At 74.4% G+C, this 12,596-nt stretch carries 15 protein-coding genes and 1 pseudogene; 4 read left to right on the forward strand and 12 right to left on the reverse strand.

All coding sequences use genetic code 11. The features are described from left to right. Positions 1-146: 146 nt before the first annotated feature. Complete coding sequence (locus QFZ64_RS03875; RefSeq protein ID WP_307062326.1) at positions 147-866, reverse strand: SDR family NAD(P)-dependent oxidoreductase; 720 nt, start codon at positions 864-866, stop codon at positions 147-149. A gap of 124 nt (positions 867-990) precedes the next feature. On the opposite strand from QFZ64_RS03875, the gene QFZ64_RS03880 reads away from it, so the two are divergent. Then, positions 991-1,893, forward strand: coding sequence for a helix-turn-helix transcriptional regulator (locus QFZ64_RS03880; RefSeq protein ID WP_307062327.1), 903 nt, complete (start codon positions 991-993; stop codon positions 1,891-1,893). 69 nt (positions 1,894-1,962) lie between these two features. Here the strand turns inward: QFZ64_RS03880 and QFZ64_RS03885 are convergent, their stop codons facing one another. The 4 genes from QFZ64_RS03885 to rpmG all read right to left on the reverse strand — a co-directional run bounded on the left by QFZ64_RS03885 (position 1,963) and on the right by rpmG (position 3,799). Then, on the reverse strand, positions 1,963-2,247 hold the full coding sequence (locus QFZ64_RS03885; RefSeq protein WP_307062329.1) for a hypothetical protein: 285 nt from the start codon (positions 2,245-2,247) through the stop codon (positions 1,963-1,965). A 92-nt stretch (positions 2,248-2,339) separates the two neighbouring features. Further along, entirely contained in the window at positions 2,340-3,098 is a 759-nt protein-coding gene (locus tag QFZ64_RS03890) for an SOS response-associated peptidase (protein WP_307062331.1), read from the reverse strand. 154 nt (positions 3,099-3,252) lie between these two features. Then, entirely contained in the window at positions 3,253-3,513 is a 261-nt protein-coding gene (locus QFZ64_RS03895) for a type B 50S ribosomal protein L31 (RefSeq protein WP_307062333.1), read from the reverse strand. 121 nt (positions 3,514-3,634) lie between these two features. Beyond that, the gene (gene rpmG, locus QFZ64_RS03900) at positions 3,635-3,799 is read right to left on the reverse strand and encodes a 50S ribosomal protein L33 (protein ID WP_006140480.1); all 165 of its coding nucleotides are present in this window, start codon (positions 3,797-3,799) and stop codon (positions 3,635-3,637) included. Between the two features lie 107 nt (positions 3,800-3,906). On the opposite strand from rpmG, the pseudogene QFZ64_RS03905 reads away from it, so the two are divergent. Together QFZ64_RS03905 and QFZ64_RS03910 are read left to right on the forward strand one after the other, a co-directional pair. Further along, positions 3,907-4,372: pseudogene (locus QFZ64_RS03905) on the forward strand (low molecular weight protein-tyrosine-phosphatase); the annotation flags it as partial. A gap of 219 nt (positions 4,373-4,591) precedes the next feature. Beyond that, entirely contained in the window at positions 4,592-5,485 is an 894-nt protein-coding gene (locus QFZ64_RS03910; protein WP_307062339.1) for a fructosamine kinase family protein, read from the forward strand. A gap of 108 nt (positions 5,486-5,593) precedes the next feature. Here the strand turns inward: QFZ64_RS03910 and QFZ64_RS03915 are convergent, their stop codons facing one another. Further along, positions 5,594-6,355: an SDR family NAD(P)-dependent oxidoreductase gene (locus QFZ64_RS03915; protein ID WP_307062341.1), complete on the reverse strand. Its 762-nt coding sequence runs from the start codon at positions 6,353-6,355 to the stop codon at positions 5,594-5,596. 97 nt (positions 6,356-6,452) lie between these two features. Further along, a complete protein-coding gene (locus QFZ64_RS03920) occupies positions 6,453-7,592 on the reverse strand; it encodes an acyl-CoA dehydrogenase family protein (protein WP_307062343.1) in 1,140 nt (379 codons plus the stop codon). 81 nt (positions 7,593-7,673) lie between these two features. On the opposite strand from QFZ64_RS03920, the gene QFZ64_RS03925 reads away from it, so the two are divergent. Next, on the forward strand, positions 7,674-8,276 hold the full coding sequence (locus tag QFZ64_RS03925) for a TetR/AcrR family transcriptional regulator (protein WP_307062345.1): 603 nt from the start codon (positions 7,674-7,676) through the stop codon (positions 8,274-8,276). 15 nt (positions 8,277-8,291) lie between these two features. Here QFZ64_RS03925 and QFZ64_RS03930 read toward each other — a convergent pair whose 3' ends face one another. The 5 genes from QFZ64_RS03930 to QFZ64_RS03950 all read right to left on the reverse strand — a co-directional run bounded on the left by QFZ64_RS03930 (position 8,292) and on the right by QFZ64_RS03950 (position 12,559). After that, positions 8,292-9,035: an alpha/beta hydrolase gene (locus tag QFZ64_RS03930; RefSeq protein WP_307062347.1), complete on the reverse strand. Its 744-nt coding sequence runs from the start codon at positions 9,033-9,035 to the stop codon at positions 8,292-8,294. 113 nt (positions 9,036-9,148) lie between these two features. Beyond that, entirely contained in the window at positions 9,149-9,994 is an 846-nt protein-coding gene (locus QFZ64_RS03935) for an SDR family oxidoreductase (RefSeq protein WP_307062349.1), read from the reverse strand. Positions 9,995-10,251: 257 nt separating this feature from the next. Beyond that, positions 10,252-11,175: an ANTAR domain-containing protein gene (locus QFZ64_RS03940; protein WP_307062350.1), complete on the reverse strand. Its 924-nt coding sequence runs from the start codon at positions 11,173-11,175 to the stop codon at positions 10,252-10,254. 201 nt (positions 11,176-11,376) lie between these two features. Beyond that, positions 11,377-11,856 (reverse strand): ATP-binding protein, encoded by a 480-nt coding sequence (locus QFZ64_RS03945; RefSeq protein WP_307062351.1) that lies wholly within the window; start codon positions 11,854-11,856, stop codon positions 11,377-11,379. Positions 11,857-11,929: 73 nt separating this feature from the next. Continuing rightward, positions 11,930-12,559: a TetR/AcrR family transcriptional regulator gene (locus QFZ64_RS03950; protein ID WP_307062353.1), complete on the reverse strand. Its 630-nt coding sequence runs from the start codon at positions 12,557-12,559 to the stop codon at positions 11,930-11,932. Between the last annotated feature and the right edge of the window lie 37 nt (positions 12,560-12,596).

Consider the following 12,596-nt stretch of genomic DNA (forward strand, 5'->3'; position numbering starts at 1 on the left):
ACCCGCGAGCCCACCGGTCGGTTGCCCCGTTTCACCGGGAATCGGGCGGTCCCGCGTTCACCAGGGCACGGGCCTGCCGTTCATCACGGCATCGGTCCGCCGTTCGCCAGGGCACCGATCCGCCGACGCCGGGGCATCGGCGCCGTTCACCACGGCATGGGTGTGCCGTCCCAGGAGAAGAAGCCGCCGGTCGGACCGTCGTCCGGGAGCGTGGCGAGCCGCACCGCGCCCGCCGCCGCCTCCGCCGGGTCCCCGGCCGTCGCCAGGGCCGCCCGGGGGTGCAGATCCGTCGCCCGCAGCCCGGGGGCCATTGCGTTAACCTTGAAGCCCTCCTCCTCAAGTGCCTGTCCGTAGTACAGGGTCAGCGCGTTGAGCGCCGCCTTGCCGGAACGGTAGGCCGCGCCCTGCCCCCGGAACGCGGCGAACTCGCGCTCCGGGTCCGCGCTCCAGGCCAGCGAGCCGGTGCCGCTGGAGATGTTGACGATGCGGGGCGCCGGGGAGCGGCGCAGCGCGGGCAGGAAGGCGTTGGTGACGGCGAGGACACCGAACAGATTGGTCTCGTAGGTGCGGCGCATGCCGTCCAGGCCGAGCTCGGGCGGCCGGCTGTCGTCCACCACGACGCCCGCGTTGTTGACCAGGACGTCCAGCGTGCCGATCCGCGCCGCAGCGGCGGCGATGCCGTCTGCGTCGGTGACGTCGAGCACGACGAGCCGGGCGCTCCCGCCGATCTCCTCGACCGCCTTCTTCCCCCGGCCGGCGTCCCGCGAGCCCACGTGGACGGTGTAACCCTCGGCGACCAGGAGGCGGGCGATCTCCTTGCCGATTCCCTTGTTGGCACCGGTGACCAGTGCTGTGCGATCGTTCATGGCATCGACGATTCCCCGCCCGCGAGCGGCCCGCCAGGGACAACCTGTACCAGGCAGGCCGGGCGCCGCAGAGGGGAATCTCACGGAAGAGAGCGCCACGGAAGAGAGCGCCACAGGAGACAGCATGCCGAGGCAGGAACTGGCCCGTTTTCTGCGGGACCGCCGCGAACGACTGCGTCCCGGGGAGTTCGGGCTGGCCGACGACGACCACCGCCGCACCCCCGGACTGCGCCGGGAGGAGGTGGCCGAGCTGGCCCACATGTCCGTCGACTACTACGTCCGGCTCGAACAGGCCCGCGGGCCGCGCCCGTCACCGCGCATCCTGGACGGACTGGCCGGGGCGCTGCGGCTGGCCCCGGCCGAGCGCAGTCATCTCTTCCGGCTCGCGGGGACGAGTCCGCCGCCGGGCACCCGCGCGGTGCGGCGGGTGCGCCCGCACGTGGCCGGGATGCTGCACCGGCTGCCGGACACGGGAGCGGTCGTCACCGACGCCGCCTACGACATCGTGGCCTGCAACCCCCTGGCCCGCGCGCTGATGAGCGACGGCCCCGGGGGCGAGAGCAATCTGGCCCGGCGCCGTTTCCTCGGCGAGGGACGGACCCCTTCCAGCAGCGGCAACGAGGAGTTCGGGCGCATCGCGGTGGCCCGGCTGCGCCGGTCGGCGCAGCGCTATCCCCGGGACGCGGCGCTGGCCGCGCTGCTGGCCGAACTGCACGCCGGCAGTGAGGAGTTCCGGCAGCTGTGGGAGGAACGGCCGGTCCACGCCCCGGGGCACCGCGCGAAGACCCTCGACCACCCGACAGCGGGACGGCTGCGCCTCAACTGCGACGTCCTGCTGGTGCCGGAGGAGGACCAGGAGGTCGTGCTCATCACGGCGGACGCCGGATCGTCCACCGCGCGCTCCTTCCACCGCCTCGCGGCGCACACCGCGCAGACGGCCGCGGAGACGGCCGGGCACACCGGTCCGGACCGGCCGTCGGCCCGGCGGAACACCCGCGGTGCGGCCGGCGTCCGCGGCGCCGGCTGACACGGTCCGCGGCGCCGCGCCCGCACGGGAGCCGCGGCGCCGGCCGGCGCCGGCTTCCCGCGTCGACGTTCAGGGAAGATCACCGTGCCAGTCGAACCGGCGCGGGTCGTCGGGGCGCGGGGCATACTGGGCGCGGCCGCCCGGGCCGAAGCGGCCTATCTCCGTGGGCAGCGCGATGCCGCCGTCCGGCCCGGAGGCGGGAGCGTCGGTGGCGTCGCCGACCTCGGTGACGTCGAGGAGCAGACCGTCCAGCGGGCCGCCCACCAGTTGTGCGTAGGTACGCCCCGGTCGCGGCCCGCCGTCCTCGGGGTCGGCGCCGTAGACCCTGCCGCGCATGAACTCCAGCTCATCCATACCGGGCAGCTTCGCATCCACCACTGACAGTGACCCCTCTCCCGCCGGACGGCCCGCCTGCAGAACGGGCCGCCGCCCTCCCGATGCCGGTGCTACCGACCCACCGCCTCCAGCAGGTGCGGTCCGTTGTTGCGGACGTTGTTGACGGCCGTGGAGACCTCACGGGCGTCGAGGCGGCCCTCGGCCGGCCGGGAGAGCAGGGCCCGCAGGACGTCGGGGTCCCGATGGGCGGGGTCGAGCCAGGCGTCGTAGTGCTCGGGGGTCAGGGCGAGCGGCATACGGGGGTGGACGCGGCCGGCCTCGTCGGTCGCCTCGGTGGTGAGGATCGTGCAGGTCGTCAGCCAGGCGCCGGGGTCGTCGTCGTGGGCGACGGCGGGGTCCCGCCAGTACTCGTAGAGTCCGGCGAGCGCCATCACCTGGTCGTCCTCGGGGTGGATGAAGTACGGCTGCTTACGGGGCTTGCCGCCCCCTTCGGCGGTGATCTGCTGCCACTCGTAGAAGCCGTCGGCGGGCAGCAGGCAGCGGCGCCGCACGAAGGCGCGGCGGAAGGCCGGCTTCTCGTGGACGGTCTCGACGCGTGCGTTGATCATCCGCGCGCCGATCTTGACGTCCTTCGCCCAGGAGGGCACGAGTCCCCAGCGCAGGGGGCGCAGTTGGCGTCGTACGGTCCCGGGGGCCCCGTCGTCGCCGTCGCCGTCGGGGCGCGGGCCACGTTCCAGGACGGCCCAGACCTGGTCCGTCGGGGCGACGTTCCAGCTGGGGGCGAGTGTTTCCTCGGGGCGCGGGTCGGTGACCTCGAAGAGTCGGGTCAGGTCCTCGGGGCTTCTGGTGGAGGCGTAGCGGCCGCACATACCGCCACTCTGCCACGGCCGCCGCGGGCGGTGGGCCGGGTCGGCGCGGCCCGGCGGCCCCGGGCAGGGCGCCGGTACGCACGACGGCCCGGCCCGCCGGAACGGGACCGGGCCGTGAACGGCCGCCGGGGTGCGGCCCCGGCGGCCGGCCGGCTCAGCCGGAGGTGCGGGCTCCGCGGCCGTAGCGGCGCTCGAAGCGCTCGACGCGGCCGGCGGTGTCGACCACGCGCTGTGCGCCGGTGTAGAACGGGTGGCTCGCCGACGAGATCTCGACGTCGACCAGCGGGTAGGTGTTCCCGTCCGCCCACTCGATCGTCTTCGACGTCCGCGCGGTGGAGCGGGTCAGGAAGGCGGTGTCGGCGGCACGGTCGCGGAAGACGACCGGGCGGGTCTCGGGGTGGATACCGGGCCTCATGGTGTTTCCCTCCTCATGGTCGTCCGCCGGGCGGACGGCCGGTGGTGCGGTGTGGCGGTGCGGTACGCGGCGCTCCTCGCGAGCGATCGGCTCGTGGGCGATCGGCGTACCGCGTGCGGTTCTAGCGCTCCTCGCGGAACAGGACGTGCTCCCCGGCCACCGCGTCGTACTTGCGCAGTACGAGGCGGTCGGGGTCGTTGCGGCGGTTCTTGCGCGTCACGTAGGTGACGCCCGTTCCGGCCGTCGACCTGAGCTTGACGACGGGGCGCAGGGTGCTGCGTGCCATGAGGGGTCTCCTTCCACCGACACCACCCGGGATTGTCTCGGGCATGTCAGTCACGTGGGGTGTAACGCGGCTCCCCCGCCGGGCATTCCCGCCGTACCCTGGGCGCCGTGCATCTCTGTTTCGTGTGCAGCGGGAACATCTGCCGGTCGCCCTCCGCCGCGCTCGTCTTCGCCGAGCACGCACCTGCGCCGGGCCGGTCTGGACGGCGCGGTCGAGGTCACCAGCGCGGGGATCGGGCCCTGGCACGCCGGGGAACCCATCGACGAGCGGTCCGGCGAGGTGCTGGCCCGGCACGGCTACCCGGTGGAGCACGTCGCCGCGCAGGTCGGTGCCGAGCACCTGGACGCCGATCTCTTCCTGGCCATGGACCGGGGCCACGAGAAGGCACTGCGCGGCCTCGTCGCGGACCCCTCCCGGGTGCGGATGCTGCGGTCCTTCGTCCCGGGCGCGCCCACGACCGGCGACCTCGACGTGCCGGACCCGTACTACGGCGGGCCCGAGGGATTCGACGAGGTGCTGTCCATGATCGAGGCGACGGTGCCGGGGCAGCTCGCGTACGTGCGCGAGCGTCTTGACGCCGACGCCGACGCCGACACCGATGCCGATGCCGACACCGATGCCGATGCCGATGCCGGCACCGGTGGCCGTGGCGGTGGCGGCCCGGACGCCCGCCCCGGCGGCGCGTGACCGGCCCCGCGGCCGCCCGGTCGGCGGGCGGCCCCCACCGAGCCCTCGTGCGGACGCACAGCGGCACGGGAAGCCCCGCGGTCCCGCGGCGAGTGGAGACTCCTCATGGCTGAGCGTGCCGCTTCCCGAGGCCCCGCGGGGCACGACGAGAACCCCGGGGCGGTCACCGCGCGGTTCACCGGGCGGGCGGTGCTCGCTGAACGGCCGTTTTCCGGAGGGCTCACGGAGGTCGTGCTCGACGGCGGCCGGTCGGTGATGGTCAAGCGCGGTGACGGGGCCGGCGCGGTGCGGGCCGAGGCGGCCGGGCTGCGCCGGCTGGCCGCCGCCGACGCGATCCACGTACCGGCCGTGCGTGGCGAGGACGCGGACCGGCTGGTGATCGACCGGGTGCCCACGGGCGCGTCCACCGCCGGGGCGGCCGAGCGGTTCGGCCGGGAGCTGGCCGCGCTGCACGCGACCGGCGCCGCCGCGTTCGGTGCCCCGCCGCCCGGAGGCCCGCGCGAGGCGTACATCGGACGTGCCCCGATGCGCAACGTCCCCGGCGGGGACTGGCCGCGCTGGTACGCCGAGCACCGGGTGCTGCCGTATCTGCGCCGTGCGGTCGACGACGGCGTCCTACGGCCGGCCGAGGCGGAACTGGTCGAGCAGGTGTGCGTGCGGCTGCCCGAGCCGGCCGGTCCCCCGGAGCCGCCCGCCCGGCTGCACGGCGACCTGTGGAACGGCAACGTGCTGTGGGGCGCCGACGGGCGGGTCTGGCTGATCGACCCGGCCGCGCACGGCGGCCACCGGGAGACCGACCTGGCCATGCTCCGGTTGTTCGGCTGCCCGTGGCGTACCCGCGTCCTCGACGCCTACCGGGAGGCGGCCCCGCTCGCCGACGGATGGCAAGACCGGATCGGCCTGCACCAGCTCTTCCCGCTCCTGGTGCACACGGTGCTGTTCGGACGCGGGTACGCCGGGCAGACCCTGTCGGCGGCCCGTTCGGCGCTGCGCGCGTGACCCAGGACGCCCCGGGACGCGGCTGCCGCGCCCGAGTTCCGGCTACCGCGCTCAGGGCGTGGCTACCGCCCCCGGGAACTGGCGACCGCCCCCGGGAGGTGGCTACCGCTACCGCGCCGTCATGCGCAGCGCCCCGTCCATGCGGATCGTCTCGCCGTTGAGGTAGTCGTGCTCGGCGACCATCGTGACCAGGCGGGCGTACTCCTCCGGGCGGGCCAGGCGCTGCGGGAAGGGGACGCTCGCGCCGAGCCCGGCGCGCACCTCGTCGCTGAAACCCGCCATCATCGGGGTGTCGACGATGCCGGGCGCGATCGTGACGACACGGATGCCGTACTGGGCGAGGTCCCGCGCCGCGGTGACCGTCATGCCCGCGACACCGGCCTTGGACGCGGCATAGGCGATCTGGCCGATCTGACCCTCGTACGCGGCGATCGAGGCGGTGTTGACGACGAGTCCCCGCTGCCCGTCGGCGTCGGGCTCCTGCCGGGCGAGAGCGGCCGCGGCCAGTCGCATCACGTTGAACGTGCCCACCAGGTTGACGTCGACGACCGTGCGGAAGAGGTCCAGGTCGTGCGGCCCCCGGCGGCCGACGACGCGGGCGGAGGGGGCGATGCCGGCGCAGTTGACGGCGAGCCGGAGCACCGCCCCGCCGGCCTCGATCCGGTCGAGGGCGGCGCGCACCGGCGCCTCCTGGGTGACGTCGGCGGCGAGCAGGGTGACGCCGTCGGGGAGGGGCCCGGCCCCGGCGACGGCCTTGTCGAGGTCGAGGCCGTGAACGGTGACGCCGCGGGCCGCGAGCGCGGCGGCGGTGGCGGCGCCGAGACCGGAGGCGGCGCCGGTGACGAGGGCCGCGGTTCCTGCGAGGTTCATGGGGTCTTCCCACTCCTGGGGTGTGCGGACGCCCGGGGGCGAACGGGCGTCCGGGGTGTACGGACGGGGGCGACGGCGTGCGGTGGCAGGGGTGCGCTCAGGCGGCCAGGCCGCGGCTGATGACCAGCCGCTGGATCTGGTTCGTGCCTTCGAAGATCTGCATGATCTTGGCCTCCCTCATGTAGCGCTCGACGGGGAAGTCGCGCGTGTAGCCGTACCCGCCGAGCACCTGGACGGCGTCGGTGGTGACCTTCATGGCGGCGTCGGTGGCGACCAGCTTGGCCACGCTCGCCTGCCGGCTGAAGGGGTGCCCGCGGTCGCGGCGGCGGGCCGCGTCGAGGTAGGTGGCGCGGGCCGAGTCGACGGCGGCGGTCATGTCGGCGAGCAGGAAGCCGAGCCCCTGGTGGTCGACGAGGCGCCGGCCGAAGGTGGTGCGCTCGTTGGCGTAGTCGACGGCGACGTCGAGCGCGGCCTGGGCGAGTCCGGTGGCGCAGGCGGCGATGCCGAGCCGGCCGCAGTCCAGGGCGCTGAAGGCGATGGCGAGTCCCTGTCCCTCCGCGCCGATCAGCCGGTCGGCGTCGAGCAGGGCGCCGTCCCAGTGGGCGGCGGCGGTGGGCACGGCGTGCAGGCCCATCTTGCGCTCGGGCAGGCCGAAGCTCAGTCCGTCGACGGCTCCGGGGGCGAGGAAGCAGGACACGCCGTGCGGGCCGGGGGCGGTGCGGGCGAAGAGGGAGTAGAAGTCGGCCTTGCCGCCGTGGGTGACCCACGCCTTGGTGCCGGTGATCCGGTAGCCGTCGGCCGTGGGCTCGGCCTTGCAGGTCAGGGCGGCCGCGTCGGAACCGGCGCCGGGCTCGGAGAGGCTGTAGCCGCCGATCCACTCGCCCGCGAGCATGGCGGGCAGCCAGCGCTGCTTCTGCTCCTCGGTGCCGTAAGCGTGCAGCGGATGACAGGCGAGGGTGTGGACGCTGGTCGCCACCGCGACGGACGCCCAGCGGGCGGCGAGCTCCTCCAGGACCTGGAGATACACCTCGTAGGGCTGGTCCCCGCCGCCGTACTCCTCCGGGTAGACCAGGCCGAGCAGCCCGGCCTCGCCGAGGGTGGCGAACAGGCCCTCGGGGTAGCTCTCGGCCCGCTCGTGCTCCTCGACGCGCGGGGCGAGTTCCTTGCCGGCGATCTCCCTGGTGAGGGCGATCAGATCCGCGGCTTCGGGGGTGGGAAGCAGTCGGTCGACGTCCATGGCGACTCCTAGCGGTACTCCTGGTGGTACCAGAGTACCGCTCTACGTGTCGCCCGCCACATTTCTTGGAATACTGGCCGGGTGATCGACACCTCGGCCGTGGACGGCCCCAAACCGACCGGGCGGGGCGCCGCGCGCCGGTCCGAGCTGTTCGACGAGTTGGTCGACCTCCTGGTCGCCGAGGGGTTCGCCCATCTGACGCTGGACGACCTGGCCGCCCGCCTGCACTGCTCCAAGCGCACCCTGTACGGCCTGGCCGGAAGCAAGGAACAGCTCGTACGGACCGCGGTGGTGCACTTCTTCCGGCGGGCGACGGCACATGTGGAGGGCGCGCTCGCCGCCGAGAGCGAGCCCGCGCGACGGCTCGCCGCCTATCTGGGCGCGGTCTCGGCGGAGCTGGCACCGGCCTCGCCGCGCTTCTTCGACGACGTGGCCGCGTTCGAGCCGGCCGCGGAGGTCTACGACCGCAACACCCGGGCCGCCGCGCAGCGCATCCAGCAGCTCATCGACGAAGGCATGGCCTCGGGCGCCTTCCGCGAGGTCCACGTGGCGTTCGCGGCGGACGTGATCAGTTCGGTGATGGTGCGCATACAGCGCCGCCAGGTGGCCGCCACCACCGGGCTGACCGACGCCCAGGCCTACGCCCACCTGACGGAACTGCTGCTGCACGGCCTGGCCCGCTGAACCCGGCGGACCTGCTCAGACGCGGGCCGGCTGCTCACCCTCGAAGGGCGGGGGCAACGGGCGCCCGGGGTCCGGGGCCAGCAGCGCGGCGACCGCCGTCCCCGCCAGCCGGTGCCAGGTCGAGGCCCGGCGCAGCATCGCGTGCTCGCCGCCGGTGACCAGCGCGATCCGGGCACGGGCGCCCGCCTCGCCGGCCCGGCGGGCGAGGTCGACCGAGGTCTCCGGATCGGTGATCCGGTCGTTGTCGCCGTGCAGGATCAGGACGGTCCGGTCCCGCAGGTGGCCGACCGGCTCCTGCGTCGGACACCACGGGGCCAGGGCCACCACACCCGACACCCGGGGGTGCGCCGCGGCCCGGAGCGCGGCCCGGCCGCCCATCGAGTGCCCGACGAGGACGACCGGCACGTCACCGTGCAGCCGGTCCAGTTCCGCCAGGGCCCGCTCGGCGTCCCGCACCGGATCGGCCCGGTCGCCGTTCCAGCCGCGGTGCCGGTAGGTGACGCCGCCGAGCAGCAGCCGTAACCCGGCGGGCGCCTCGCGGGTGATCGCCCGGGCGAAGGGGCGCATGCGGAGGGCGGCCGGATCCCAGGCCCGGGGGACCTCCAGTCCGTCCGCACGCCCGCCGTGCAGCAACAGCACGGCCGCCTGCGGGGCGGTTGTGCCCCGGATCACCCGGAGCGCCGGTGCGTGCTGCCCCGACGCCGTCTCGGGAGTGTCGGGCCCTTCGGGGGTCCTCGGCGTCTGCGGTATCTCTGTCAACTTGTCGTCCCGCCACTTCTCCCGGCGCACCGGGTCGTCGATGGCGCATGCCCGTGCGCACGCGCCCCTCCATGATCCGGGGCCGCGCGGCCCGCGGTGCGGCCGGGGGCGGTTCAGCCCCGTGCCCCGCGGCCCGCCGAGCGGATGGCCAGTTCGGCGGCTTCCAGGGTGACGAGCGGGGACGTGCCCTCCACCCCTGGCACACAGATCACCGTGCCCTTCTCCAGATCCCGCAGGGAGGCGTCGACGACCTGGTCCACGGGCATCCCGCCCTCCTCCTGCACCGCCTGCTCGCGCCCGGGCACGGGGGCCTCGCCCCGCGACAGGTGGAACTCGGTGGCCGTCAGACCGGGACACAGCACCTGGAGGCGCAGCGGGGTCCCGCCGAGCTCGGCCGCCAGGGTGCGCGTGAAGGTGACCACGTATCCCTTGGAGCCGCCGTACACCGCCCGCTCGGGCAGCGGATGCGGCGGCAGGGCGCCGGCGAAGGCGAGCTGGGAGGCGACGTTCACCACCGTGCCGCGGCCGAGCTCCAGCATGGCGGGTACCGCCGCACGCGTCAGGGCGGTCACGGCGAGGACGTTGACGTGCAGGACCTCGGCCATCAGGGTCGGTTCCAGCCCGGCGAACGGACCGTATCCGTTGATCCCCGCGTTGTTCAGCAGGAAGCCGACATCGCCGCGCGCCACCCGTTCGACCACCCGGGACAGATCGTCGGGTGCGGCGAGGTCGGCGACGAGGGGCTCGGCCGCGGTACCGGTCTCCTCGCGGAGGCGGGCCGCCAGATCGTCCAGGCGGCCGGCGCGCCGGGCCACCAGGACGGTGTCCCAGCCGTCGGCCGCGAGCCGTTGCGCGTAGGCGGCGCCGATGCCGGAGGAGGCACCGGTCACCAGTGCCGTACCGCGCCCTCCGCGCCCGGCCGTCCGTCCGTTTCCGCGTCCGTTCCCGCCTGCGTCCATCGGCTCGCTCACCCTTCGTCGTGCCCACTGATCCGTGTGCGGTCCGTGTGTCCCCCCCCCTCCACCGTGGTCCCCCCTTCGGCCCGTCATGACCCGGACAGCCCTTCGTGACGTGTCGTGGCCCGTCGTGCCCCGGGGGCCGTCGGCCCTTCGTATCCCGGGTTCCTCCGTCGCGGCTGTCGACACTCCGACGTCACGGGTGCCCGGTGCGCGACGGCACGGCGGCCGAGGCGCGGGGACCGGGGGGCGCGGTCCGGTCAGTGGGCGGAGCGGCCGACGGTGTGCAGGTGTTCGAGGGCGTCGAGGACGACGGTGCGGCGGTACCAGGACAGCCAGCGGCCCGCCGCCTCGCCGGTCTCCGCCAGCGACCGGAGCTGGGCGTGGGTGAACCCGGCGAGCGGGCGGGTGTGGTGGGAGGAGACGACTCCGAGCACCGGTCCGGCCCGGTCGACCAGCGGCACGCTGTGACAGGCGCGGCTGCCCGCCTGGAGGATCGCAGCGCGGGACTCCTCGTCGAAGACGTCCGCGGCGGCCACGTCCGGCACGGTCACCTGGCGGCGCTGTTCCGAGGCCTCGGAGCAGGAGGTGGTGGACCCCTCGACGAAGGCGAAGAAGTCGGTGAACCGGCGGTTCAGCCCGGTGTGCTTCTCCAGGCGCAGCACCCCGCCCTCCACCAACTGGACGTTGCCCATGCCCGCCTGGGTGATGCTCAGCACCCGGCGCAGTACCCCGGACAGGACCGCGCCGTGACTGGTGCGGTCGGCCGGGGCCACCGGCACTCCCGGCAGCGGGGGCGGGCTGTAGCGGGCGCGGCCGGGGAACCAGACGGCGGCGTCGTGGTCGGGGGCGGGGGTGCGGATCACCGCGTCGGCGAGTGTGTGCAGCTTGATGTTGCGGCGTTGCGAGGCCTCCCGCAGCAGCGTGAACGCCGTGGCGGGGTCGGGCAGCCGGTAACGCCCCATCAGGATGCCCTGGGCCAAGGAGATGCCGGGGCGGGCGTGCAGCCGGTTGCGCAGTTCGGTCGTGCGCCGGAGCAGTTCGGCGTTCTTGTGCCGCAGGGCGTCCAGGTCCGCCTCGAGTGCGTCACCGGGGTCGTCGGTCCGGGGGGTGCCGGTGTTCCGGGTGCTGGTGCTCCGGCCGCCCATGCCGCGCAGCGGCGGATACTCCGGTTCCTGGCTCATACGGGGGGCACTCCTGGGGTACGGGGTCTGCAGGCGGTGACACGACCACGCGGCATCACGTCCGGCCCGGCCGGCCCTGCGGATGTCCCGGGGGGTGTGCCTGCTTCCCAAGCACCTTTCGCGAGGCCACCCCGACCCGCGCTCCGCACTCCGGACGGTTCGCGCCCGCACCGGCGCTCCCGCACCGCCCTGCGGCGCCGGTCACCACGGCGCACCCTGGGTCCCCGCTCCGGGCGACTCGTCGACGTAGGCGATCAGGGCGGTGACGCGCTTGCCGACGGCCTCGCGGCGGACCTGGAGGTCCTGTGCGAGCGCGTGCACGATCTCCAGGCCGTGCTGGCCCACCCGTTGGGGGTCCGCCGTCCTGGCCGTCGGCAGCGCCGGATCACTGTCCCAGACGGCCACCTCGACCATGGTCCCGACGATCCGCAGGCTGAGCACCACCGGTCCGGGCGCGTACTTCCGGGCGTTGGTGACCAGTTCACTGACGACGAGCTGGGTGATCTCCAGCGCCCGTTCGGCGATCGGCAGGGCGTGCTCGGTGCGTGCCGAGGTGAGGAAGTCGACGGCGAGCCGCCGGGCGTCCGCGATGGAGGCCGACGGGCCGTCCAGTGCGGCGGAGGTCCGCGGGGGACCACCGCCCGACGCCGTACTGCCCTCGTCGCCGGGTACCGCATCCATACAGGCCGCCTTCGTTGCCCCCGTCACGCGCTCGCACATACCCCCGAAATCCGGTTCACACGCCTGTGACACGTCACACCGCACCGCCGGCCGTGGCGTAGCGCGTGACCATTGCCACGAGTTCGGTCTCCAGCCGGGTGGCCTCGATCGGGTCGGGGGCGGCGGTGAGCTGGTGGACGAGGAGTTCGACCGTGGCGACGATCAGCCGGGCCGCGACGTAGGTGTCGTCGACGCGGGCGTCGGGGTGCCGGGTGAGGAGTTCTTCGACGTAGGCGACGCGCTCCCGCTCGTAGCGGGAGACCCGCTCGAACACCTCCGAGGACCGGGGCGTCTGCTCGGCCATGACCTGGAGCAGGTGCGGGTCGTGCCGGTGGTTCTCGATCACGATGCGTACGTGGGCGCGGAAGATGCCTTCCAGGGTGCCGGGGAGTGCCTCGTCCCGCAGGCGGCGCAGCGCCTCCCGCCCGTCGTCGAGGTGACGGGTCACCAGCTCGAGCAGGATCGCATCCTTGTTCGGGTAGTACTGGTAGAGCGAGCCGATGGAGACGCGCGCCCGTTCGGCGATCCGGTTGGTGGTCCCGGCGGCGTATCCCAGCTCGCCGAAAACGTGAGCAGCGGCGGTGAGGATGCGCTGCCGGGTGAGCTCGGCCCGGGCCTGGCGGGGCTGTTTACGTGGGTGGAAGCGGCGTCGGTCCGAGGTCACGGCACCTCCTGGGCGGGGCGTGGAACGCGAGTGGCGG

Source organism: Streptomyces sp. B3I8 (assembly GCF_030816915.1).
In the GTDB taxonomy this organism is placed as follows: Bacteria; Actinomycetota; Actinomycetes; order Streptomycetales; family Streptomycetaceae; genus Streptomyces.